The 26608-nt window shown below is 47.3% G+C and carries 8 protein-coding genes; all 8 read left to right on the forward strand.

What is annotated here, in order from left to right; all coding sequences use genetic code 11:
• Window positions 1-182 precede the first annotated feature (182 nt).
• The 8 genes from ompR to CW749_RS27600 all read left to right on the forward strand — a co-directional run bounded on the left by ompR (window position 183) and on the right by CW749_RS27600 (window position 26539).
• Entirely contained in the window at window positions 183-902 is a 720-nt protein-coding gene (gene ompR / locus CW749_RS27565; protein WP_101115675.1) for a two-component system response regulator OmpR, read from the forward strand.
• 99 nt (window positions 903-1001) lie between these two features.
• Window positions 1002-2315: a two-component system sensor histidine kinase EnvZ gene (gene envZ / locus CW749_RS27570; RefSeq protein ID WP_101115676.1), complete on the forward strand. Its 1314-nt coding sequence runs from the start codon at window positions 1002-1004 to the stop codon at window positions 2313-2315.
• A gap of 181 nt (window positions 2316-2496) precedes the next feature.
• Window positions 2497-4587 (forward strand): ATP-dependent DNA helicase RecG, encoded by a 2091-nt coding sequence (gene recG, locus CW749_RS27575; protein WP_101115677.1) that lies wholly within the window; start codon window positions 2497-2499, stop codon window positions 4585-4587.
• A 350-nt stretch (window positions 4588-4937) separates the two neighbouring features.
• A complete protein-coding gene (locus CW749_RS27580; RefSeq protein ID WP_101115678.1) occupies window positions 4938-6278 on the forward strand; it encodes a nucleotide disphospho-sugar-binding domain-containing protein in 1341 nt (446 codons plus the stop codon).
• 75 nt (window positions 6279-6353) lie between these two features.
• On the forward strand, window positions 6354-8213 hold the full coding sequence (locus CW749_RS27585; protein ID WP_180958511.1) for a non-ribosomal peptide synthetase: 1860 nt from the start codon (window positions 6354-6356) through the stop codon (window positions 8211-8213).
• A 57-nt stretch (window positions 8214-8270) separates the two neighbouring features.
• Window positions 8271-17399 (forward strand): non-ribosomal peptide synthetase, encoded by a 9129-nt coding sequence (locus CW749_RS27590; RefSeq protein WP_101115680.1) that lies wholly within the window; start codon window positions 8271-8273, stop codon window positions 17397-17399.
• Between the two features lie 3 nt (window positions 17400-17402).
• Window positions 17403-20789: a non-ribosomal peptide synthetase gene (locus CW749_RS27595; protein ID WP_101115681.1), complete on the forward strand. Its 3387-nt coding sequence runs from the start codon at window positions 17403-17405 to the stop codon at window positions 20787-20789.
• A gap of 2 nt (window positions 20790-20791) precedes the next feature.
• The gene (locus tag CW749_RS27600) at window positions 20792-26539 is read left to right on the forward strand and encodes a non-ribosomal peptide synthetase (RefSeq protein WP_101115682.1); all 5748 of its coding nucleotides are present in this window, start codon (window positions 20792-20794) and stop codon (window positions 26537-26539) included.
• Window positions 26540-26608: the final 69 nt, after the last annotated feature.

Genomic DNA, 26608 nt, shown 5'->3' on the forward strand with positions numbered 1-26608 from the left:
TGCGTAAATCAACGACAAAGCAGTTTTCTCTGTCAATAATCGCTCGCGGTCAGAATGAGGTAGGGTATATACTTGTGTTTCATATATGAAGCGAAGAAATAAAGTGTAACAATTGATTGAGTGAAAAACGCTCAGTCAATGCTACCTTTAGTCCGATTAAGTTGTTAGCGGAAGTAAGATCTATGCAAGAGAACTACAAAATACTAGTGGTAGATGATGATGCTCGATTACGTTCTTTGTTAGAGCGCTATTTATCTGAGCAAGGTTTTCAGGTGCGTAGTGTCGCCAACAGTGAACAGATGGATCGTCTGCTAACACGCGAAAACTTCCACCTAATGGTATTGGACTTGATGTTACCTGGTGAAGATGGCTTGTCCATTTGTCGCCGTTTGCGTAATGCCAACAACATGCTGCCTATCTTAATGCTGACAGCAAAAGGCGATGAGATAGACCGTATTGTTGGTTTGGAAGTCGGCGCTGACGATTACCTACCTAAGCCATTTAACCCGCGTGAGCTGCTTGCTCGTATCCGAGCTGTTTTACGTCGTCAGACGATTGAAGCACCGGGCGCCCCAAGTGCTGAAGATAAGGTTATCGAGTTCGGTGAATTCATACTGAACCTTGGGACACGTGAAATGTTCCGCGGTGAAGAACCTATGCCACTGACATCCGGTGAGTTTGCGGTTCTGAAAGCGCTCGTGACCAATGCGCGTGAGCCAATGTCGCGTGACAAACTCATGAATATGGCACGTGGTCGTGAATACTCGGCCATGGAACGTTCTATTGACGTTCAAATTTCCCGTTTACGCCGTATGCTGGAAGAAGATCCTAGCCGCCCACGTTATATTCAAACGGTTTGGGGATTAGGTTATGTCTTTGTCCCAGACGGCAAAGAAATGTAACGCTCAAAACTGACATGAGTAGGGAGTAAAGATAATCACTTTACTCCCTATCTTTTTTAACCGATAACACTTCTCACCTATTTCCGAAAGGAGCCCTCGATGCGATTACGCAGCTCCCGTACTCAAAGCATAGTTCTATTCCTTACCTTACTTATTGCCAGTCAGGTTTTTTCCTACTTTGCTGTTTTCAATTACGCGCTCTTACCCAGCTTGCAGCAGTTCAACCGTATTCTTGCCTACGAGATGAACCTCATGCTTGATGAAAGTGTTGAGTTAGAATCCGGCGTGGTGCTCGAAGCGCCTCAGCGTCGTAAACTGCTGGAGCAGCTTGGGGTAACCATGCATACGCTTGATGAAGCCATCGTTGAGGAGTATGACAAAGCCACAGAAATCGATTTGATGAGTGAAGAAATGAGCGCCGCCCTCGACAGAGAAACGCACGTCCGCCTTATCTTGTCGGAAGAAAGCTACGTGTTATGGGTGAAAATCGAGTCTTTATCTGGGTATTTGATTCGGATTCCATTGTCGGAACTGCAAGAAGAAGACTTCGCGCCCTTTTTCCGCAACAGCCTGATTGGGGCACTATTGATTATCGCGGGTGGTTGGTTGTTTATCCGTTTGCAAAACCGCCCACTAATGGCATTAGAAAAAGCGGCCGCAAACGTTGGGCGAGGTGAAATTCCACCGCCGCTGCCAGAGCGTGGCGCAACCGAAATCAAAGCGGTGACAAAAGCATTCAACCAAATGTCTCGAGGTATTCAAGAGCTAGAAGGGGACAGAGCACTTCTCATGGCTGGGATCAGTCACGATTTACGTACTCCTCTTACTCGAATTCGACTGGCGACGGAAATGATGTCTCCTGAAGATGCGTATTTAGCGGAAGGGATCATCAGTGATACTGAAGAGTGCAATGAAATCATCAGCCAGTTTATGGATTATTTGAAACCCGTAAATACTGATTCATTCACTCCTGTGCATCTTAACGATATTGCAAAAGACGTGGCCGGATCGGAAGGAGGCTACGAAATTCCTATCGAAACGGACCTACAAGAACCCAATAAACCTGTATTAGGTAGCCCAATCGCGATCAAACGTGCCGTTAGTAACTTGGTAGTGAATGCCGTTCGTTATGGCAATGGGTGGGTCAAAGTGAGTTCGGGTATGACTGCCGACAACAAGCTGACGTGGGTATGCGTAGAAGATAACGGACCCGGAATCGAAAAAGACCAGGTAGCGAAGCTGTTTGAACCTTTTACTCGGGGCGATACTGCGCGCGGCAGCGAAGGCACAGGATTGGGATTGGCGATCGTTAAACGTATCATGAGCCAGCATCTCGGCTCCGTTGTGGTGAATAACCGCAACGAAGGGGGGCTGAAAGTTCAAATCAGCTTCCCTGTAGCGAAAAAGCAGTAAATACGATACGAGCTGTTGTTTCCAAAAAGAGCATTCTCTATACGTACATTAGCCCCGCGATTGCGGGGTTTTTCGTTTATGCTTCTGATTCCTTGCCTTGCTCTTGAAGATCTTTCAAATGGGCGTCAAACTAACTCTCTGAATCCACATTCACTTTTCTAGAATCAAGAGAGACCTTTTTATGTCGCAACTCCTGTCTGCCATTCCACTTACAGAGCTATCTGGTGTCGGCGCAAAAGTGGCAGAAAAGTTAGCCAAAGTCGGGCTGAACACCGTTCAGGATCTCTTGTTTCATCTGCCTTACCGTTATGAAGACCGCACCCGTGTTTATCCTATGGCGAAGGTTCACCCGGGGTTATGGGCGGCGGTGCAAGGAAAAGTGATGGGCGTAGACACCATTTTTGGACGTCGCAAAATGCTGACGGTAAAGATCAGCGACGGTAATGGTACGGTTACCTTAAGGTTTTTTAATTTTACCGCGGCCATGAAGAATAACTTCTCCAACGGAAAATTGGTTCATGCTTATGGAGAGATAAAGCGTGGCGGTCATGGGTTGGAGATCATCCATCCTGATTACACTTTTTATGCTCCAGACCAAAAAGCGGAAACCGAACCGACATTAACCCCAGTTTACCCAACGACGGAAGGGCTCAGGCAAATCACCCTGCGTAACTTGACCGATCAAGCGTTAGAACTATTAGATAAAGCGTCGGTTACTGAATTGCTGCCAAGTGGGCTCTATAACAATCAGATGACCATGGGGCAAGCACTTCACATTATCCATCGACCTTCTCCTTCAATTGATTTAGAAGCGTTTGATGCCGGCGAGCACCCAGCACAAAGACGATTGATTTTAGAAGAATTACTGGCGCAGAATCTATCCATGCTTGCTGTGCGCAGTAAAACACAAATAGACGCAGCACTGCCTTTACCCGCAGTGAATCAGCTGAAACAGCAATTGCTGGATTTGTTGCCATTCACCCCAACCGGCGCACAGCAAAGGGTGGTTAACGAGATTGAGCAAGACTTGGAAAAGCCGCATCCAATGATGCGATTGGTACAAGGCGATGTAGGATCCGGAAAAACGCTGGTGGCAGCCTTGGCGGCAGTACGAGCGCTGGAACACGGTCATCAAGTGGCATTAATGGCGCCCACTGAGCTGTTGGCAGAGCAGCATGCAATCAACTTTACCGAGTGGTTCGAGAAAATCGAATTCAATGGTAAGCCCATCAAAGTTGGCTGGCTGGCCGGCAAGCTGAAAGGCAAAGCCAAAGAAAAGGAATTAGCGGATATTGCCAGTGGCGATGCGCAAATGGTGGTCGGAACCCATGCACTATTTCAAGAGCACGTAGAATTTAAAGATCTCTCTTTGGTCATCATTGATGAGCAGCACCGTTTTGGTGTTCATCAAAGGTTAGAGCTACGTGAAAAGGGAACCAAGCAAGGCTATTACCCGCATCAGTTGATCATGACTGCCACCCCCATTCCCCGTACACTCGCAATGACGGCATATGCCGATTTAGAAACCTCGGTGATTGATGAGCTGCCGCCAGGAAGAACGCCGATTCAAACGGTCGCGATTCCGGATACGCGTCGAAAGGACATTGTCGACAGAGTTCGAAATGCGTGCCTAGAAGGGAAACAAGCGTATTGGGTGTGTACTCTGATAGATGAATCAGAAGTGCTAGAAGCCCAAGCTGCCGCTGATACGGCAGAGGAGCTTAAACTTCAACTACCTGAGTTGAACATTGGTTTGGTACACGGGCGCATGAAGCCTGCTGAAAAACAGCAAATCATGGCTCAGTTTAAGAACAACGAACTGCATTTGCTGGTGGCGACCACGGTTATTGAAGTGGGGGTGGATGTTCCTAACTCCAGTTTGATGATCATAGAAAACCCAGAGCGATTGGGTTTGGCTCAGCTTCACCAACTTCGCGGTCGAGTAGGGCGAGGATCGGTCGCAAGTCATTGTGTCCTGCTTTACCATTCTCCTCTTTCTAAAACAGCCCAGAAGCGTTTAGGTGTATTGCGTGAAAGTAATGATGGGTTTGTGATTGCACAGAAAGATTTAGAAATTAGAGGACCAGGTGAACTGCTTGGCACCAAACAAACCGGTTTAGCGGATTTTAAAATTGCTGATTTGGTGCGAGATCAAAAGCTGATTCCGGAGGTTCAACGTATTGCAAGGCATCTGCATGAGCAATATCCAAACAACGCTCAAGCAATCATCGACCGCTGGCTGGGTGATAGAGAGCTATATTCAAACGCCTAGATTAAAAATCATCGAAAGAAGGTGTTTTATTGTTTTATTTGTTAGTAAAAAATCACAATAAAATAACCTAAGTCAATTAAACTATAATTACATTAATATTTATTTTTAAATATTGATCTCAATCTCTGTTATTTATTTAATTACCTTTTTATTCAATATAAGTCAGTAGATAAATCTCAAATTAGATAAATATATTTTAGCGCGATTTATAATTGTTAACTGAGTCTAAAATTTATCCAATATTAATGTAACAAAAATTCTATTGATGATATTTTTCGCAGTAAAAAATAAATCAAATTAATACTTAGCTATTAGTTTCAATAATATTTAATACTGGCTGGTATCATCATATGGCGAATATATTAATATCGACTCATTGGGTAGGTGGGGATGTCATTCCTTTTATCCGGTTAGCTGAATATTTGAAAGAACAGGGGCACTCAGTCCGTATTTTTAGCCATTATGGATACCAACAATGGGCAGAAGATGCTGGGGTGAATTTTACATCTTGGGAAGATGAAGATTCGTATCATGAGCTCCAAGAATACTTGCCTAATTTCCTCCAGCCTTTTTCTCAACCAGACCAGTTCCAGCATTTCAGGCAGCAATACCTCAGCCCAGAAAAGCGATTAAAAGAATTCAATATCCTCGCCCAATACGCAAACGAACCCGAGACCATACTCATTGGACGTTGCCGATCCAGCATTGCTGCCATGCACCTTTCCGAAGTGCGCCAATTGCCCTTTATTAGCGTTTATCTCGCGCCTAGCAACTTGAGCTATATGGCGCTGATCAATCAGGCGTTTAAAGCAACACTAGACAAAGAAGTGAATGATTTTAGAGCACTTCTCCAGCTTGAAGGGCGAACAACTTGGCAGGATTACCAATTTTCCAGCGTACACAATTTAGGCTTTTGGCCTAGTTGGTTCTCAAACGAAGTCTTTGATTCTAAGTTGGAAATATCGCATGTGGGCTTTCCTTTAACTACTGAGAAATCGACGGGTATAGAGAAATCTCACGACCTTTTGCCTGAAGCGATCGAGCGCTTTTTTCTCGCGAACCCTAATCCCGTGCTGATCACTGGTGGCACAAGCCAACTCGTTTCAAAAGATTTATACAAAACCGCCATCGACGCTTGTGCGCAAGCCAATCGTCCCGCCATTGTCGTGACGGAACATGACCATATGCTGCCTAGCGAGTTGCCTAAGCACGTTATTCGAGCGAGAAAGCTTCCATTTGAGCGTGTTTTTTCACGTTGTTCGCTAGTGATACATCACGGTGGAATTGGCTCTAGTGCGCAATGTGTGAGAGCTGGCGTGCCACAACTGGTGATGGCTCATATGACGGACGGTCCTGATAATGCAAGGAGGTTAGAAGCCCAGCAAGTCGCCCGTTTTTTGCCCCAAGCTGAATGGACGACGGTCCATCTTATGAAAGCAATGGAGGAGTTAGGCTCAAAAAGCGTGTTAGAGCATTGCCAATCATTAACGGAGTTAACGTCTCAAGATCAGCCTTTCGAAGCGATTCATCAGCGAGTACAGAAATTGCTGGAATCCGGTGGTGGATTTATACCTCACCCTAGCAGCATGGTTGCAGAAATCTCAGATAAATCCAACGAGACAAAGCCAAAGACCAGCATTAATAAAAAAGCGCTACTCATGCGTCGGTTAAAACAAAAGAGTCACGAGTGATTCATTTTTAATATTGTATTTCTGTCGCACATAAAAATATACGCTCTGTAATTAATAAGGTTACATGGAATGAGTATGAAAAATGATATTGATCAAGGCGTAAGCCTTCAATATTTATTTGAAGAACGATTTCGTTTATCTGGTGATAAGTGCGCAATCGTTTTTAAAAATAAAGAAGTCAGCTTTAATGAACTAAATTCAAGAGCCAATAGACTTGCCAACCTTTTGGTAGATAAGCAGGTAAAAGAAGGCGACATAGTAGCCATTCTTTTGGAGCGCTCAGAAGACATTCTCGTGTCCATATTAGCAGTGCTTAAGGTGGGTGCGGCTTATTTACCTGTAGATTTGAATTACCCATCATCAAGGGTAGAACACATGCTAAACGACAGCATGTGTCGCTTGGTTATCGCCGATGACAGCGGAACCAAAATGCTCGGAACCATACAAAGTAAATTGTCAGTGGACGTTGCATTGATGGCGAATTCTTTGGCACTCCATCCAAGGTTTGAATGTCACCAAGGCGCAGCAACCGATTTGGCGTACCTCATTTACACGTCAGGCTCGACGGGAAAACCCAAAGGCGTGTGTGTCACTCACGGTAATGTGGCAAATTTTAATGCAGGGATGCAAGAATGCCTTGGTTTAAGTGAACTGCGTAGTATGGCGTCTCTAACAACGGTGTGTTTCGACATCTTTGTTTTGGAATCTCTGGTTGCACTGTTGCAGGGGCTGACCGTTCATTTGATTTCGGACGATGAGCGCAAATCCATTTCTCGGCTTTCCGAAGCGCTTTCTGACGTAGATGTCCTTCAAATCACCCCTTCTCATCTCAGTGTCATGATGGATGAACCTCGTATTCAAGCGGCTTTAGCGGGGCTTAGTACCTTATTGGTTGGCGGTGAAGCATTCCCTGTTACTCTGCTTAGAAAACTCCAGTCGGTCACCCAAGCGCGTATTTTCAATATGTACGGACCAACCGAAACCACGGTTTGGTCGACCGTACAAGATGTGACGCACAAAGACCAAATCGATATTGGTCATCCCATCCTAAATACTCAGATCCTCATTCTGGATGACAACAACACAGAATTGCCTCAAGGCAATGTGGGTGAAATCTGCATCTCAGGGGAGGGGGTCACCGCAGGGTATTGGAACCGTACTGAATTGACGGTGCAACGCTTTATCGATCATCCGTCAGCACAAGGCAAGGTATACAAAACAGGAGATTTAGGGAGAGCCAACCCAGACGGGTCATATCAGTGTCTTGGCAGAATCGACCATCAGGTGAAAATTAGTGGTCATCGAGTCGAACTTGGTGATATCGAAAGTCACATACTTGCCCAATCAAATGTGCAGCAGGTAGGTGTTGTGGTGTTGTCGTCACAGTCTTACCAAGGGCAGTTGGCTGCGTTTGTCGTCAGCTCTGCTTTTGACGCTAATTCCCTTCGGCATCGGCTTTCCTGCTCGTTACCCAGCTACATGATCCCTGCGCATATTGAGCATGTAGAGTCATTGCCCATGACAGAAAATGGCAAAGTCGACCGCCAAGCATTAGCGCAATTGGCACCAAGTGCAGTTTCGGCTGGTGTTTCGCAAGCAGTCATTTCGCAATCCTCTATTTCTCAACCCTCTATTTCGCAAGAGCCCGCCTTACCAGAAACCGACATTGAAGAAGAAATCCATCGTATTTGGTGCGAAGTATTGGCTCGTCCCCAACTTTGCTGCACCCAGCGCTTTATGGACTTGGGCGGAACATCGGTGCTTGCCATTCAGCTATTGAGTGGGATTGAGGCTGAACTGGGCATCGAAGTGACCTTTTCAGACTTCATTACACGGGGGAATACCGTTCAGTCGCTATCGCGCTTGATTGAAGATTTGATCATCTCAGAGATGAGTGAAGAGGAAATCGAAGCATTAATGGCATCGGAAGAGTAACGCTATACCCAAGCATCTAGAGAATAAATACAACGAAGCAAACACAGTAGGCAGAATATGAACGGTGAAAGAAAGGGAAGGCTTTCGCTTTCCCAAAAGCAACGGGAAAAGTTGCTCGCGCAGCGTAAGCGCCGCACAGGAAATGGCATAGAAGCATTAAACCGACAAGGTAGTGATAACACATTTCCGGTTTCTGAATTACAGCAAGATATGTGGGTACTTGAAAGCCTGCATAATGCCACTTCTACCAGCAACATCCCCTGTATGTATTCCGTTGAACATTCTTCTTCCAAAGAACATTTTGACGTCGCCAAGCTTCGCCGTGCCATGTCATGCTTAATACAGCGGCATGAAAGCCTACGAACCGTATTTGTGAACGAAGAAGGGCAATTAAAGCAGCGAATATTGCCCAATGTACAATATGAAATCCGCGAAACGAATTTATCTGATCATAACCAAGAGGTCGTAGCTCTATCGCTGGATGAGGTGATTCAGCAAGATATTGCAGAAGCGTTTAACGTCAACACCGGTCCTATGTTTCGCGTGCACATCATCCGATGCAGCGATACTGAAAGCAAAGTAGTGTTTGTTTTCTCTCACCTTATCTTTGATGGTGGCTCCATTGCGCATTTCGAGCGTGATTTCTTCCACTTTTATTTGTATTCAAACAGCGAACAGCAACCTGAAGAGACAAGTAAAATCTTACCTGCACTTCCAGTTCAACCGGCAGACTACGCTCACTGGATGCAGCAAGAATCACAGAAAGCCAAGCGAGCGTCTCATCTTGATTACTGGAAAACGCAACTGGCGGGTTGCGACGTCGATTTAGCGTTACCTTACGACCGCACGCCAGGCATCCACAACGATGTGTCCGTGACTCAATATGAACACGTTTTACCTACCCGTTTGACTCGCTGGTTAAAGGACGAGTGTACACAGACTGGTACATCGCTGTATTCCCTATTGCTGGCGACTTATGGTGTCTTGCTGCACCGAATAACGGGTCAAACTGACGTTGCCATAGCCTCAGCGTTCACTAACCGGAATCGCTCCGAGCTAGAGCACCTTATCGGGCTATTTGCCAGAGAGGCATTACTGCGAGTTCGCTTGAACCAAAACGATACCTTTTCAAGCGTGAAGCAGTCCGTTCAGCAATGTGTGATTGAGGCAATAGACCACAGCGAGCTGTCTCTGGGGCAAATTAACCGAGAGCTTGGCATGGTGAAAGCCAGTCAAGATGGGCAGGTTGCAAGAACGCTGTTTCTGCTTCGAGAGCATAAAAGCCAGCTAGGAAGCCAACACAATGTAGAAGGCTGGGAGCCCTATGGTGAAGCGCGTTTAGGGAACGATCAAAACCGTTACGATTTGAGCTTAGTATGTCGCGATGAAGGCGATTCAATACGCGTGTCATTTAACTATAAACCGTCGCTGTTTAATGAATCCACGGTGGCACAGTTCGCCACGATATTTGAACGAATACTGCAAAGCCATATGGAAGAGGCGTTGCCGATTGGGGAGATATCCCTGATACCTCCGATGGAATTAAGCGATGTTTACCACCGATGGAATGGCACCCAGCGCACTTATTCTGAACACAAAACATTGCATGGAAAATTTGAAGAACAGGCGAAGGAAACCCCTGACAATACCGCACTGATTTTTGAGCAACATTCGCTCACTTACCGAGAATTGAATCAGCGAGCGAATCAGCTAGCCCATAAAATTCGAATGTATCACTTAAACAGAAATCAAACTCAACTTGCGGCTAATACCCCTGTCGCCTTGTATCTAGACCGCAGCTTAGAAATGGTTATCGCGATTTTGGCTGTGATGAAATCCGGTGGTGCTTACGTACCCATTGCCACCGATAATCCTACGCAGCGTACGCGTTACATTTTGGAAGATACCCAAGCGCAGCTGATCCTAACGCAAGAAAGGTGGCAAAACGATCTACTCGGTGTCTACAAGGATTTACCTGCTGAAAGTGTCTCTATAGATGAAGGTAGCGATCGCACAAACGAAAACTATGAAAACGTAAACGCGGATGTCAGTAGCTCGGATATGGCTTACATCATCTATACCTCAGGCACAACGGGTCAGCCAAAAGGGGTAATGGTGCCGCATAAGGGCGTGGTCAATCGTTTGGAAGCGCTGCAAAACCAATTTCCGTTGAGTGCCAACGACAGAGTGTTGCAAAAGACGCCGTACACGTTTGACGTATCGGTGTGGGAACTGCTTTGGGCGAACTGGACAGGCGCAGCGATTGTGATGGCGCCGCCAAAAGCGCATCAATCACCGGAGCAGCTGCATCACATCATGACGCAAAATCGGGTGACGGTTACTCACTTTGTACCTCCCATGCTAACAGGCTTTAGCCACTTTCTGTCTCACGCTAACCAATCAATACCGAGTTCAGTGCGTCGTGTTTTTTGCAGTGGGGAGGCATTAACTCCCGAGCACATTAGGCTGTTCAATGCGATTAATCAGCATGGCGCAACCTTGCATAACCAATACGGCCCAACGGAAGCCTCGATAGAAGTCAGTGTGTACGATTGCTTACTGAATGAAACGGAAACCGTGCCCATTGGCCGACCCATTCAAAATGTGCGTTTATTGATCATGGACCCCCATTCTGAGCATCTTCAGTTATGCCCCGAAGGGCTACCCGGTGAGCTGTATATCGGTGGTATTGCCGTTACACAGGGGTATTTGAACCAGCCAAACCTTACGAAAGAACGTTTTGTCGATAACCCATTTGCGACCAAAGAAGAGATAGCGCAAGGTCTAAACAAGCTTTACAAAACCGGTGATTTAGTCAGACGTCAGCCGAATGGAAACATCGAGTATTTGGGAAGAAACGATTTCCAAGTCAAAGTGCGCGGCTACCGTATCGAGTTAGAAGAAATTGAAGCGGCGATGCAAGCGCACCCAAGAATCAAAGCATCGTGCGTTCATACCGTTGAGGGCGCGGGTGAAAAGGCGCTAGTAGGGTATTACGTGGAACACGCTCCTACCTCTTCTTCCAATCAGGAGCAGGAAGGCGTGGCGCTTTGGAAGAGCGTTTATGAAGCGGAATACAAAGAGGATAACCAGGCCATTAATCAGTTCGATATCCGAGGCTGGAAAAGCTCGTTTACGCAATTGCCTATCCCACCGGAAGAAATGAAAGAATGGGTCGATGCTACGGTCGCTCGTATTCAAGGGTTAAGCCCTCATTCCGTATTAGAAATTGGCTCGGGATCGGGTTTGATTTTCTATCCGTTATTGCCGTCTTGCACCCACTATATAGCTACCGATTTTTCATCAAATGCGATGAATCGTTTGTCTTCTTCGGCAAAAGTGTTGGGATATGAGCATAAATCTGAATTTGTCACTTGCCCAGCTAACGAGGTGGCTAATGCCGCGTTAGAGCAATGTGTTGATACAGTGGTGATGAATTCGGTTTCTCAATATTTTCCTAATGCTGGCTACCTCGACAAAGTGATCGAACAAGCCATTGAAAGCATTGAGGGGGAAGGCAACCTATTCTTTGGTGATATAAGAGATCAACGGTTACTAAGGGCTTTCCATCTTTCCATTCTTGCTCATCGGAATCCGGAGAAAGCCATCGCTCAGTTAGTCAAACAGGCGACTTGGTTAGCATCGAAAGAAACAGAACTCGCGATTTCTCCCACTTACTTTCTCGCATTGATGCAGCACCCAGCGGTGGATGCGGTTCAAGTGCTTCCTAAACGCGGATTTGCCGATCACGAAATGAATCGCTTTCGATACGATGTCATTGTTCAAATTAAGAAAAACGGCACAGAGGGCGTCGAAGCCGCCAATAACAATTCTATTGAATTAAGTGAATTTGACTCGGTTGAGTATTCAAATGAACTCGATTTGCCAAGTTTATTGGCTTCGTCTGAACGTGGAGTTTGGATAAAGCATTATCCAGATACGCGAGTCTGGGACGTACAGCAATGCGTGATGGGGAACCCGTCAACGGAACGATCTTTCTCTGCCGAAGACGCGCTTTCCATTGAAGCTTTACATCTAATGGCGGAGCAGCAAGGGTTAACATTACAAGTATTGCTGGCAACGGAATCTGAGCAAGCGGGCGCCTTACATTTGTTCTTCAGTGAAGACGCCGTGAATGTCTCAAGCCATGCATTGCATGATGTTGATTCACACCTTAGCTCATCTGCTCAACATCCCCATACCAATTCACCTGATATCGGCCATCAAGCGCTGACATACGGAGAATTGAGCGACTATTTGGCACTTCGCCTACCCGAATATATGGTGCCAGTGGCGTTCGTTCCGATGAAAGACTTTCCATTGTCGAGCAGTGGAAAGCTGGATCGCAATGCGCTTCCAGAACCTGAACTCATCGATAAAAATAATTATGTCGCGCCTGATAGCGACATAGAACTGGAACTTTGCAGCATTTGGAAGCAAGTTTTAGGCATTGAAAGTATCGGTGTGAACGACAACTTTTTCCGTATTGGTGGCGATAGCATCATCGCCATTCAACTTGTCTCTAAAATCCGTAAAGCGGGTTTTCATATTCAAGTGAAAGACATGTTTGATGCGCCAACGGTTAAGCAATTGGCGCTGGTATTGGCGGACAATAAACCTCAGCAAACGCTCAATACTGAGCAAGGAGAGCTGGAAGGTGAATTCTCTCTATTGCCTATACAGACGTGGTTTTTCAACAAAGCGCTGGCAAACCCAGACCATTGGAATCAAGCCTTTACGCTACGTGTACCCGCTGGTATTTCCAAACCTGCTCTTGAGGCGGCTTTATTCCAGTTGAGTGCCCACCACGATGCCATGAGAATTCGCTTTGACATTGACGAAGGCAGTATCAAGCAGTGTTATTGCCGGACTGAAGAATTACCAAAATCAGAAGTGCATGAGTTGAATGTGGCGGCAGAAATGGACGTAGCGCAACAGCTCACAACTTGGCAGAGCGATTTCGATATAGAAAATGGCCCCTTATGGCGAGCGGCGTATCTAACAGGTTACCCCGAAGGTGAAGCCCGCCTCTGGTTTGCTTTTCACCACTTGATTATAGATGCGGTGTCTTGGCGAATCATTGCAGAGGACTTAGAGACGTTACTGTCTGACAATACGCTATCGCAGAAAGGAAGCAGCTATCGCCAATGGGTACATGCAGTGGAGCAATATAGGGAAACCCATGTGACCGAGCTGCCTTATTGGCACGATGTGTTATCAGATACAAAGACACTGCCTTCCCCGCAAAGCGACTCTTGTGGTGCTGATATTGCTGAAAATACGTCTACAACGCGAATCGAGTTTCCGTTAAAAGAAACGCATTTGCTGCTGCACGAGGCGCATCAAGGATATAACACCGAAATCAATGATTTGCTTCTGAGCGCGTTAAGCCTTGCGCTGAATGCCGTTGCGGGGCAGTCAGTTAATCACATTACGCTTGAAGGACATGGGCGCGAGGCGATCGATCCTGCTCTCGATATTTCTCGCACACTAGGCTGGTTTACCACGGCTTATCCGCTGCGATTAGAGGCGGCAGGCGATCTCGAACACACCATTATTCAAACCAAAGAAACTCTGCGCCGTGTCCCCAATAAAGGCATTGGGTTTGGTGCGTTTTCTCACACGTTTTCTCATGATGCGTTGCCGAAGATTTACTTTAACTACCTAGGGCAATTGGACTCCACAGGAAAAGGGTCGATGTGGGAGGTGGTGAATGAAGACAGTGGCAATGTTATTGGAGAAGGTAACCGTGACAGCGCTTTACTGAACATCAATGGTGGTGTCTTTAATGGGCAACTGCAGTTCGACATCATTTCTCAATTGTCGCCAACTCAGACCATGGCATTTCGCCATGCGTTCGACACATCTTTGCATCAAGTATTGGAGCAAAGCCTAGAAGCGGCCAAGCGAGGGGGCGTGAATACGGCGAGTGACTTTGGCTGCGCTGGATTGCACCAATCGCAATTGGAGCACATTGGTCAGTCTCGCCAACATGGTCTATCGGGCATAGCGGCTATTTATCCAGCAAGCAGTTTGCAGCAAGGGTTTGTATATCATCACATCAGCCAACCTGAAGATGATGCTTATCGCCTTCAAGTGCTGGTGGATTATGACCGTGCCATTGATGTTGACCGTTATTTTAAAGCATGGGAGCTCGCATCCATCGCGTTTCCAGCGCTCAGAATCGCTTTTCACTGGGAAGGGGAAATGGTTCAGGTGATCGGAAAAGAGGCAGGTATCACCTCACGCCAATTCACCTCTTTAAGTTTGGCGCACCTCCCAGAAGACGAACACAATGAAGCCATCATCGCTCTACAATCCGCAGAGCGTGAAAAGCCTTTTGACCTCACCGTGTCTGGCCTGATGCGCGTAGCGATAATCAAACGCAGTGACAGTGCTTTTACACTAATTCAAACCGCGCATCACAGCATTACCGACGGCTGGAGCAATCCAATTTTGCTCAAGGCAGTTCACAGATACTACGACTCATTGAGTGCAAGGCAGGTGCCAAACGTGGTGGAAGAGTCGGTGTATGGCAAAGTGCAAATACACCGTATGGCACAACGTGATAAAACCACGCGTTATTGGTCGGAAAAACGCAGTTCATTGAGTCAACCGAATGACCTTGGCGTATTTCTGCCAGAGTCCCAGGAGCTCGATAGTGTTAGGTCGCTTGTGACACCTGCGCAAGCGTCAAAGTGTATTAGCGGGAAAGCTTACCAACAGCTCAAATCTGCCTGCCAATCCCATAACGTAACACTCAACGTGGCACTGCAATTTGCATGGCATAAGTTGATTCAAATCTACACGCAAGACGTTCAAACCATTGTTGGAACCACGGTTTCGGGGCGAGATGTTCCGATCGATGGGATTGAAGAAAGCGTCGGCTTATACATCAATACCTTGCCACTCGCCGTCAATTGGACCGATTCCCTCACCGTTGCCGAAGCACTTACTTCCATTCATCGAAGTATCGCTGAGCTTAATAGCTTTAGTGGGATTGCATTGGCCGATCTGCAAGAAGACGGCAAGCGCCTTTTCCAAAGTTTGTTTATTTTTGAAAACTACCCATCTCTCGATGATGTATCTCCAACTGGGCTTTCGGCAGACAGCACACCGAGAAGTTGGTCCGATAAAATGGACTATCCATTTTCGGTGATGGCCTACGAGAAAGAAGGTTCGTTGTCGATTCAGCTAGGTTTTGATCAGTCGCTGATGGAAATCAGCCAAGTCGAAAGGTTACTGACGCAATTGGAGAGCATATTGCAGTTTGTTGCTCATCAGAGCGACGAAAGCCATCACCATATCAATGTGATTGATAGCACTGAGCAAAACAGGCTCATCCACGACTGGAATACCACACAATCGCCTGCACCGTCCCTGCCAACGTGGCATCAACTGTTTGAAGCGCAAGTGCAAACTACACCGAATGCGGTGGCACTTACGTATCAAGACCAGCACTTGACCTATCAAGAGCTGAACCAAAAAGCCAACCAGCTCGCGCATACTCTGCGCCAACAACATGTGATTCGTTACGAGCGTGAACTGACGGCAGATACACCGATTGCCTTGTACTTAGACCGAAGCGTCGACATGGTGGTGAGCATTTTAGCGGTGCTCAAAGCGGGCGGGGCGTATGTCCCCGTATCGCCAGAATACCCGAAAGAGCGCACGCAGTTTATTTTGGAAGATACTGCAGCACCGCTGGTACTTACTCAGCAAACGCATCTTAGCCAGCTGGATGCTTGGTTAAGTGATTTACCTCAGCTACCCGAGCTAGTATTGGTAGACAACGCGTATCCTCAATCATCAGAGAACCTAAACCTGATGGTTTCAGGTGATGATCTTGCGTACATCATTTACACCTCAGGCACCACAGGTAAGCCCAAAGGGGTGATGATGCCGCATTCGGCTTACGCCGATTTTATTCATCAATATCATCAGTCTGTTGAAACCCTGTCCGCTGAAGCACAGCCCGTTTCCTTAGTCAGCCTCACTCAATACACCTTTGACATCTTTGGCTTGGAATACGGCTTACCACTCTTATCAGGTGGCACGGTTCACCTGTCGGATATCCACCAAGCATCGGAAACTTTATCCGAGCATGTCAGCAAGACCAACGTATTGCAGCTTACTCCATCAGTGTGGTCAGTACTGCAAGTGGCACTGCCAGAAGCTCTCGATTTGTCTCATGTGACCGTTATTGTCGGCGGCGAAAGTGGCTCGGAAGCGATTTACCAAAGCTTGTCGCAGCGGTTTAAAGAGGTCATTCAAGTGTACGGCCCAACTGAAGCGTGCATTTGGAGTACCCAATCTCGATACCAATCGGGTAACGCCCACATTATCGGTACACCGCTGAGTAACGAGCGGTGCTATGTCCTCTCGGGCAATGGAAAGCTGTGTCCCATCGGTGTTCCCGGTGAGCTGCACATAGGGGGCGCAGGACTGGCGAGAGGTTACCTCAACCGAGACACTCTAACGGCGGAGCAGTTCATCGACAGCCCAATGGAAGGGCAGGATGAGCGGTTATACAAAACCGGAGACTGGGTACGCTGGCGTCACGATGGTCAACTGGAATACATCGGGCGCAATGACAGCCAAGTGAAGATACGTGGTTACCGGATTGAGCTGGGTGAAATTGAAGCCACACTTATGGCGGTTGATGGGGTACAGCAAGCTGTCGTCATCGACAGAGAAAAAGAAGGCGACAAGTATCTTGCCGCGTACCTTGTGAGTGACCAGACACTCAGCATGGATGACCTCCGCCACAGCTTAAATGCTCATCTGCCAGATTACATGGTGCCCGCCACCTTCAACCAGATTGAAGCCATTCCTCTGACGTTAAACGGCAAGCTTGACCGTCGAGCGCTGCCCGAGCCGGAATGGGTGGAATCCAATGGTTACGTCGCCCCAGAAAGTGAGCTGGAAATCGCACTGTGCGACATCTGGTCTCAGGTGTTGGGGTTAGAGTGCGTTGGCGTTCACGACAGCTTCTTCCAAATAGGCGGCAATTCCATTAACGCCATTAAAGTCATTAGCCAGATCAACCAATTATCGGTTTGTCACCAACGTGTCGAGCTGAGCCATTTGTTTAATTTAAAAACCATTGCTGAGCTCCATAAGCATCTGCAAGCCCAAGAGAGTTCGGGTTTATTAGACCAGCAAGTCAACGAGATGAGTATTTAAGCCATGTTAGATCTAATCAATCAAATCAAAGAGAATGAATTGTCTGTATGGGTACAAGAGGATGCTATCAAATTAGCATTTGGTGAAGAGAAACCATCGGACGTATTGCTTGCGAAAATCAAAGAAAACAAACCCGGTCTGATGGATATCTTAAGGCGCAATGGCATCTTATCGAAGCACGACTTCTGGGAAACAGAGATTTTCTCTTTGCCAAATACAAGTGCGACGTTGTCTTTTGCTCAAGAGCGCATGTTGTTTATTGAGCAATTTGAACAAGGCACAGATGCGTATCACATTCCTTATACCGTCGAGCTTTCCAGTGATATCCAGCAGGATGTGTTGATTCAAGCGTTCCAAGCTGTTGTCGATAGGCATCCAGTGTTGAACTCGATTTACAAGCAGAATGAAGAGGGGCAGTTTGCGTTGCATCCGCTCGATCAAAAGGTTTGTATCTCTCAACAGGCTGCGGCTGACTTTGCTGACTTTAAAACCCAGCTGTCTCAAGCGATTGAGCGACCGTTTGATCTGTCTACCGAAGCCCCAATGCGTTTGTCGCAATTCACCTCTGAAGGTAAACACTATCTGCTGATATTGTGGCACCACATTGCTTTTGATGGCTGGTCGACCGACATTTTCTTACGTGAGCTATCTCAGGCATATCAAACTTTGTTAACGCAGGGTCGACCATCACAGCAAGGTCAGCCAGTATTACCACCCTTGGCAATCCAGTACAGTGATTATGCATTTTGGCAACGTCATCAACTTGAGGGGGAAGGGCTAGAGAGCCAAATGGCATTTTGGTCTGATACGTTATCTGGCTGTCAGACGTTGGAGCTGCCAACCGATCATCCAAGACCAACAAAAGTGAACTACCAAGGCAGAAACGTCGCACTGACTCTCGATAGCGCGTTGTCGGAGCAACTTAAAACGTTAGCACGAGATCAAGACACCACGCTTTACGTTGTTATGCTAAGCGGATTTTATCTGACACTGGCAACGCTGAGTGGACAAGACGACATCGTTGTTGGTACGCCTTCCGACAATCGCCATCAACCCCAGACACAAGACTTGATTGGTTACTTTGCAACGTCTCTGGTGTTAAGGGCTCAAGTGGATCTTGCTGGAACAGTGAGCGATCTGTTTAAGCAGATTCACACAGTAATGACCAACGCTAAAATGAATCAGGATGTGCCGTTTGAGCGTTTGATTGATTTACTCAACGTAGAGCGCGATATGTCGCGCCACCCACTGTTTCAAGTGATGTTTGGCATGCAAAGTTTCGGTCACCAGCAGCTGAGCCAAGACGCATTGCCATTTGAATCGGTCGATTTGGGCGACGAAGGGCTATATGCCCCAGCCAAATTTGATTTGAATTTCCATGTGGATGACGGTCACGATGCTCTAAAGTTGGGGTTGGATTATGCCACCAGCCTGTTTGAGCATGCTTCTGCGCAGCGTGTGTTGACGATTTATCAGCACATATTAAAAAGCTTTGTCGCGGATTCTGAACAATGCCTTGCAGACATTGATGTGCTATCGGAATCTGAAAAAACGCTGCTATTACGCGACTGGAATACCACACAATCGCCAGCGCCCTCCATGCCAACGTGGCATCAACTGTTTGAAGCACAAGTGCAAACTACACCGAATGCAGTGGCACTCACGCATCAAGACCAGCACTTGACCTATCAAGAGCTGAACCAAAAAGCCAACCAGCTCGCGCGCACTCTTCGCCAACAGCATGTGATTCGTTATGAGCGTGAACTGACGGCAGACACACCGATTGCCTTGTACTTAGACCGAAGCGTAGACATGGTGGTGAGCATTTTAGCGGTTCTTAAAGCGGGCGGGGCGTATGTCCCTGTATCGCCGGAATACCCGAAAGAGCGCACGCAGTTTATTTTGGAAGATACCGCAGCACCACTGGTACTGACTCAGCAAACGCATCTTAGCCAGCTGGATGGTTGGTTAAGTGATTTGCCGCAGTTACCCGAGCTAGTATTGGCAGACAACGCGTATCCCCAATCATCAGAGAACCTAAACCTGACAGTTTCAGGTGATGACCTTGCGTACATCATTTACACCTCAGGCACCACAGGTAAGCCCAAAGGGGTGATGATGCCGCATTCGGCTTACGCCGATTTTATTCATCAATATCATCAGTCTGTCCAGGCGCAGCCTGTTTCCTTAGTCAGCCTCACTCAATACACCTTTGACATCTTTGGCTTGGAATACGGCTTACCACTCTTATCAGGTGGAACAGTTCATCTGTCGGATATCCACCAAGCATCGGAAACCTTATCCGAGCATGCCAGCAAGACCAACGTATTGCAGCTTACCCCATCAGTCTGGTCAGTATTGCAAGTAGCGTTGCCAGAAGCCCTCGATTTGTCTCACGTGACCGTTATTGTCGGCGGCGAAAGTGGCTCGGAAGCGATTTACCAAAGCTTGTCGCAGCGCTTTAAAGAGGTCATTCAAGTGTACGGTCCAACTGAAGCGTGCATTTGGAGTACCCAATCTCGATACCAATCGGGCAACGCCCACATTATCGGTACACCGCTGAGTAACGAGCGATGCTATGTCCTTTCGAGCAATGGAAAACTGTGTCCCATCGGTGTTCCCGGTGAGCTGCACATTGGGGGCACAGGACTGGCGAGAGGCTACCTCAATCGAGATACCTTAACAGCGGAGCAGTTCATCGACAGCCCAATTGAAGGGCAGGATGAACGGTTATACAAAACCGGAGACTGGGTGCGCTGGCGTCACGACGGTCAACTGGAATACATCGGGCGCAATGACAGCCAAGTGAAGATACGCGGTTACCGGATTGAGCTGGGTGAAATTGAAGCCACACTTATGGCGGCTGATGGGGTACAGCAAGCTGTCGTCATCGACAGAGAAAAAGAAGGCGACAAGTATCTTGCCGCGTACCTTGTGAGTGACCAGACACTCAGCATGGATGACCTCCGCCACAGCTTAAATGCTCATCTACCAGATTACATGGTGCCCGCTACCTTCAACCAGATTGAAGCCATCCCTCTGACGTTAAACGGCAAGCTCGACCGCCGAGCGCTGCCTGAACCGGAATGGGTGGAATCCAATGGTTACGTCGCCCCAGAAAGTGAGTTAGAAATTGCACTGTGTGACATCTGGTCTCAGGTGTTGGGGTTAGAGCGCGTTGGCGTTCACGACAGCTTCTTCCAAATCGGCGGCAATTCCATTAACGCCATTAAAGTCATTAGCCAGATCAATCGCTACCTTGGTCATTCGCTGCGTTTGGAATTAGTGAACCTCTATACCACCAAAACGATCGCCGAGTTGGCAGCGTACATTGAAGAAAATCAAACCGTCAGCTTCCTTGATGAGCAAGATAACGAAATGAGTATTTAGTTATGTACGAATTAGTGAATCGAATCAAAGCCAGCAACATGTCGATTTGGGTGGAAGAGGACGCCATTAAGCTGGCGTTTGCCGGTGATAAACCGTGTTCAGAATTGCTGGGGGAGATCAAAGCAAGAAAGCCAGAATTATTGGGCATATTGCAGCAAAATCAGATCACCTCTAAGCATGCGTTTTGGGATAAAGAGATACTTTCTATGCCAGAGACGCAAACCGAGCTTTCTTTTTCACAAGAACGCATGTTGTTCATAGAGCAGTTTGAGCAAGGTACGGATGCGTATCATATTCCCTATGTCTTTGAGCTCAATGCCGACGTCGATTTGCCGGCGCTGGAACGGTCTTTTCAAAAGATAGTCGAGCGTCATCCGGTATTGAATTCAATATACCTGACTGATGAACAAGACAAGGCGTATGTAAAACTGCTGGCATCCACCGTGCAAATGGACGTGGAATCCATCGCACCCAATACGCCAGTAAAAACCATTTTTGATTCCGAAATATCTCGACCCTTCCAATTGGATCAAGAGCGACCGATCCGGTTGATTCGCTACCTAGGGTTGGAGAAAGATTACTTGCTGGTCATTTGGCATCATATTGCCTTTGATGGTTGGTCGACCGATGTTTTTCTTAACGAGTTATCGCTGGCGTACCAAGCTTACAGCACAGGGAAATCACCTGTGCTGCCTGAATTGGACGTTAGTTATGCCGATTACGCCCTTTGGCAGCGTCAGCAACTAACGGGCTTAAACCTAGAGAAACAGCTTTCGTTTTGGCAGCGTCAGCTTGATGGCGTTGAAACGCTAGCCTTACCGACCGATTCTCCGCGCCCTGCAACAATCGATTACAGCGGTAAAGATTTAGTATTCACATTCGATAGCGGGCTCTCTGATCAGCTTCGACAGCTCGCTCGTCAGCAAGATACCACCTTGTACACAGTATTGCTGAGTGGGTTTTATGCGACTCTGGCGCTATTGTCTGGTCAGAAAAGCATTGTCGTCGGCACGCCTTCTGATAACCGCCATTACACGCAAGTCCAAAATTTGATTGGTTACTTTGTTAATTCATTGCCAATGCGAGCGGATGTGTCGCTGTCGTCGAGCGTGAAAGCGTTCATCACCTTAGTTCACAACGTGGTAGCAGATGCAAAGGCACATCAAGATTTACCCTTCGAGCAACTTGTCGAAGCATTAAAAGTAGAACGGGACATGTCACGTCACCCGATTTTCCAAGTGATGTTCTCGCTACAAAGTTTTGGTGAGCAGCGTTTGAAAGAGCAGACGTTGCCGTTTAAACAGGCGCAATTTGAAGAGGTGCGTTCGCTCAGAAATCCCGCCAAGTTTGACTTGAGTTTGTACTTGGATGACAGCGGAGAAGACATTTACGGCAACTTCAATTTCGCGACCAGCTTGTTCAATTATGACACCATTCAAAGAATTGCCGACGTCTACTCATGGGTATTAAAGAGCTTTGCTGCTAATCCGAATCAAGCGCTTGGGCAAATTGATGTGCTTTCACCGGCTGAGCGCGAGCAGCTTTTTGAACAGTGGAACAACACTCACGAAGATTACCCTAAAAGAAATTTGCTCGACGGATTCAATGAGCAAGTGGCAAAGCAACCTAATGCGCTTGCGGTCGTTTGTGGTGACCAGAACGTTAGTTATCAAGAGGTGCACGAGCATCGTTTGTTATTAGCAAACCAGCTTCAACAAGCAGGGGTAGAACGAGGTGAGTTGGTTGGTGTACTGACGGAAAAAGGCGAACCACAGCTGGTGGCTACGTTGGGCATTATGTCGATTGGGGCGGCGTATTTACCACTCAATGTGGCTTGGCCAGCATCGCGTTTGAATGATGTGTTGAAAGCGGGTGATGTAACGCACCTTGTGATGACTCAGTGTCAGCATGACTTACACGCTGGCGAAGAGTGGCTAAAAAATTATCAGACTACGATCATTGAATCGGTGTATCAAACCTCTATCCCAGAGCATTGGGAAAATGGATTGTGGCGAGAGGCGTTACCGAATGTCAGCCCTGATGAGTTGGCGTACATTATTTTCACCTCTGGCAGCACGGGAAAACCGAAAGGGGTGGTGATCAGTCATGATGGTGCAATGAACACCATCGAAGCGGTGAATCGAACGTTCGACGTTCAGCCGCAAGACCGAGTATTGGCGCTATCGGATTTGAGCTTCGATCTTTCTGTTTACGATTTATTCGGTACGTTAGCAGCAGGCGCAGCCATTGTTTTCCCTGAACAATCAGAAGTGCAAAACCCAAGTCGATGGGTCGAACTTGTCGATACCCATCAAGTGACTATTTGGAACTCTGTGCCTCAATTGGTGCAGCTTTTGGTGGAAGAGGTGGCGTTACCTATTGGTGCATCTGGAACAGGGGGCTCCAAATGCGAACATCCACAAACCCTCTGTTCATTGAAAGTCGTGCTCATGAGTGGGGATTGGATCCCACTTCAACTTCCGAAGCAACTTAAGAGTCTAATACCGACAGTGCAAGCCATCAGTTTAGGCGGTGCAACGGAAGGGAGTATTTGGTCAATTTGGTATCCCATTCAGTCGGTTAACCCTGATTGGCAAAGTATTCCTTATGGGTTGGCGATGCCAAATCAAACCATGTGGGTGCTTAACGAGCAGGGTGGTCATTGTCCAGCCGGAGCGATAGGAGAAATCCATATTGGCGGTGCAGGGGTCGCGAAAGGGTATTATAACGAGCCAGAAAAAACCGCTGCTCAGTTCTTTGACCATCCAACACTCGGTCATTTATATCGAACAGGTGATTTAGGTTGCTGGAATAAACATGGCTACATCGAATTCAAGGGACGCAAGGATTTCCAAGTAAAAGTGCGGGGCTACCGCGTAGAGCTTGGGGAAATCGAAACTGTGCTCTCGGAGCAAGCGGGTGTGAAGCATGCTGTGGTCATTGATGTTGAGCGAGAAGGCGTTAAGAGTCTTGCCGCTTACATTGTTTCAGACGACGACAGCGAAACCTTGTTTGCAAGGCTCCACCAAGTGGTGTCAGACGCATTGCCAGAATATATGGTGCCATCAACCTTCAATTTGATCGACGGTATTCCACTGAGTGCTAACGGTAAACTAGACAGAAAAGCGCTGCCCGACCCAGTATGGAGCCAAGAAGAAGAGTACGTCGCACCAACTACAGGTTTGGAGATCTTGTTTGCCGATATCTGGCAACAAGCGTTGAATGTCGAAAAAGTTGGCGTTCACGACAATTTCTTCCAGATCGGTGGTAACTCGATTACCGCAATTCGAATGGTGAGTATGCTGAATCGCGCTTTGGAATCTTGTTCTTTAGCAGATCGGTCGATAGCAGACCATGCTTTAGAGCCAGATAAAGGCGGCAGTGAACCGAAAAAAGTCACGGTAGTGGATTTGTTCCGTTTCCCAACCGTGGCGGAGATCGCTAAGCACATTGAGTCCGACACCGATGCCCAACCAACCGGTCTGTTGCATTGCCTCACATCCCAAAATAAAAGCAAAGCCAAACCTAAGCGCCACCTTGTTTGTATCCCCTATGGCGGCGGAAGCCCCATCGCGTATCAACCTTTATCAGGTTGCCTTCCTGATGATTATTCGCTGCATGCTTTGAATTTCCCCGGTCATGACTACGCGCGCTCAGAGGAAGCGCTGATGCCGATGAATGACATAGCGGAGCAGTGCGTCGAAGAGATACTGTCTGGCATTTCAGGTGATATTTATCTTTATGGTCATTGTGTTGGCGGGGCGCTTACCTTGGATATTGCCCGCAGATTGGAAGCAAAGGGATCACCCGTAAAAGGGGTGTTCTTAGCGGCGACGTTCCCATTCCCAAGGTTGCCTTTTGCAGCATTGGAGTCACTTCGGAAATGGATTCCGTTTGATAAGTTGGTTTCCAATCGCTTGCGTTTTGAGTCGATTTTGTCGTTAGGCGGTTTTTCAGAATCACTGGAAGAAGACGAGCTGAATTTCCTGATGTCAGCGATGCGACAGGATGTCAGTGATGCTGAAGACTTCTATACCGTTGCGAACTTATCGCCAGAGGACTACGTCGTCAGTGCGCCGATATTGTCGATATACGGAGACAAAGACAAAAGCACTGAATTTTATGAAGAACGATACCAAGATTGGCGAACCTTTTCGCCAGATGTGTCGATGGAAGTGATTCCCGATGCAGGGCATTTCTTTATCAAGCATCAACCTCATGAGTTGAGCCGAATCCTGACCGCGCAAATTCAACAATGGGAATCACCAACAAAAGACGACGAAGATAAAAGAGGTGGTGAAGACAAAAAATATGAAAACGTAAATGGTTCTGCATTGAGCCAACCGGATAATGAGCCAAAAGAGACGCTCTCGTTTAGCCATTTGTTCAATAGGAAAAATCGGGAGGCGAAACCAAGCTTACCGCTGTTTTTTGTTATCGTCTTCGGGCAATTTATGTCGATGCTTGGAACCGGTTTGACGGCGTTTGCATTGGGTACTTGGGTTTACATACAAACCGGATCCGTCACCGAATTTGCATACATTTCCGTATTTGCATTGCTCCCCGGTATCTTGGTGTTGCCGTTTGCAGGGGCATTGGTCGATAGGTGGGATAGGCGGCTGATTCTCATGCTCAGCGACGCCATCTCTGTCTGTGGCACCTTGTTTATTTTCTTTACCTTGTGGACGGGTGAGCTGCAGATTTGGAAAATTTACACCGTGGTCGCCATCAGTTCTATCGGGCAAGCTTTTCAACGACCAGCCTACATTGCCACCATTGCGCAATTAGTGCCTAAGAAATACCTAGGTCGAGCGAATGGATTGGCTCAACTGGCTTCTTCCACCAGCCAAGTGATCGCGGTTTTTGCGGGTGGGTATCTTTTCCTAGAGGTTGGGCTGCAAAATGTGTTGATTTTAGACATTGCGGCATTCTGTGTTGCGTTCACCACGCTGCTTCTCATTCGCTTCCCGAATCGGATGTTCAAAAAGCGCGAGTTACCGATACTTCAGGAAATAGTTGAGGGTTGGCAATACATCCTTCAGCGTAAAGAGATGCTGGCGATGGTGGTTTTCTTTGCGGTGTACAACTTTGCTTTCAGCGCCATTATGGTACTCGGTACCCCATTAGTGCTGTCTGTGGGCAAAGCAGATTTACTTGGCCAGGTGCTCGCATTTGATGGAATAGGGCAGTTGGCTGGCGGTCTAATTATGGGGATATGGGGAGGAACTAAGCTCCGAGCCCATGGAATGATTGGCTTTACGCTTCTAACTGGTGTCTCGATGATTATTGCGGGTATTCAAGCCAATCAGTTTTATCTTATGGCTGGGTTCTTTGGTATCGGAATGTCGTTGGCGTTGGTCAATGCGCACTGGCAATGTCTGATTCAAGTGAAAGTTGGGCTTGAGTTGCAAGGTCGGGTGATCGCCACCAATCAGATGATGTCGTGGTCGATGATGCCTTTGGCGTATTTCCTTATCGGTCATCTGGCAGAAAACGTGGTGGAACCGTTTATGACAAGTGACTCCGCCATGGCGCATTTTGCTGTGTCTGTATTCGGTGGAAGCGAAGGTCGAGGGGTTGGATTGTTGCTGGCGATGTTAGGGGCTTTTGCCGTTATCTGGGGTGTGATGAGTTTGCTTTATCGTCCTCTGAGGTTGATGGAGCAAAGGCTACCCGATGTTATCCCTGATGAAGAACCGACACCAGCCATTGGCGAGCCTAAAAAGTTGCATGAACAAACGGTGGCTTAGCCCCTAAACTACCAAGAACATATTGTCGGTAAGAATAGGGTCCAAGACCTAATGCCAGTCAGTTAAGCT

Source organism: Vibrio sp. vnigr-6D03 (assembly GCF_002835515.1).
Classification (GTDB): domain Bacteria; phylum Pseudomonadota; class Gammaproteobacteria; order Enterobacterales; family Vibrionaceae; genus Vibrio; species Vibrio penaeicida.

Coding starts and splice junctions, on each gene's coding strand:
- CW749_RS27590 (WP_101115680.1), top strand. CDS start 8,271: ATGAACGGTGAAAGAAAGGGAAGGCTTTCGCTTTCCCAAAAGCAACGG.
- CW749_RS27585 (WP_180958511.1), top strand. CDS start 6,354: ATGAAAAATGATATTGATCAAGGCGTAAGCCTTCAATATTTATTTGAA.
- CW749_RS27600 (WP_101115682.1), top strand. CDS start 20,792: ATGTACGAATTAGTGAATCGAATCAAAGCCAGCAACATGTCGATTTGG.
- recG (WP_101115677.1), top strand. CDS start 2,497: ATGTCGCAACTCCTGTCTGCCATTCCACTTACAGAGCTATCTGGTGTC.
- CW749_RS27580 (WP_101115678.1), top strand. CDS start 4,938: ATGGCGAATATATTAATATCGACTCATTGGGTAGGTGGGGATGTCATT.
- envZ (WP_101115676.1), top strand. CDS start 1,002: ATGCGATTACGCAGCTCCCGTACTCAAAGCATAGTTCTATTCCTTACC.
- CW749_RS27595 (WP_101115681.1), top strand. CDS start 17,403: ATGTTAGATCTAATCAATCAAATCAAAGAGAATGAATTGTCTGTATGG.
- ompR (WP_101115675.1), top strand. CDS start 183: ATGCAAGAGAACTACAAAATACTAGTGGTAGATGATGATGCTCGATTA.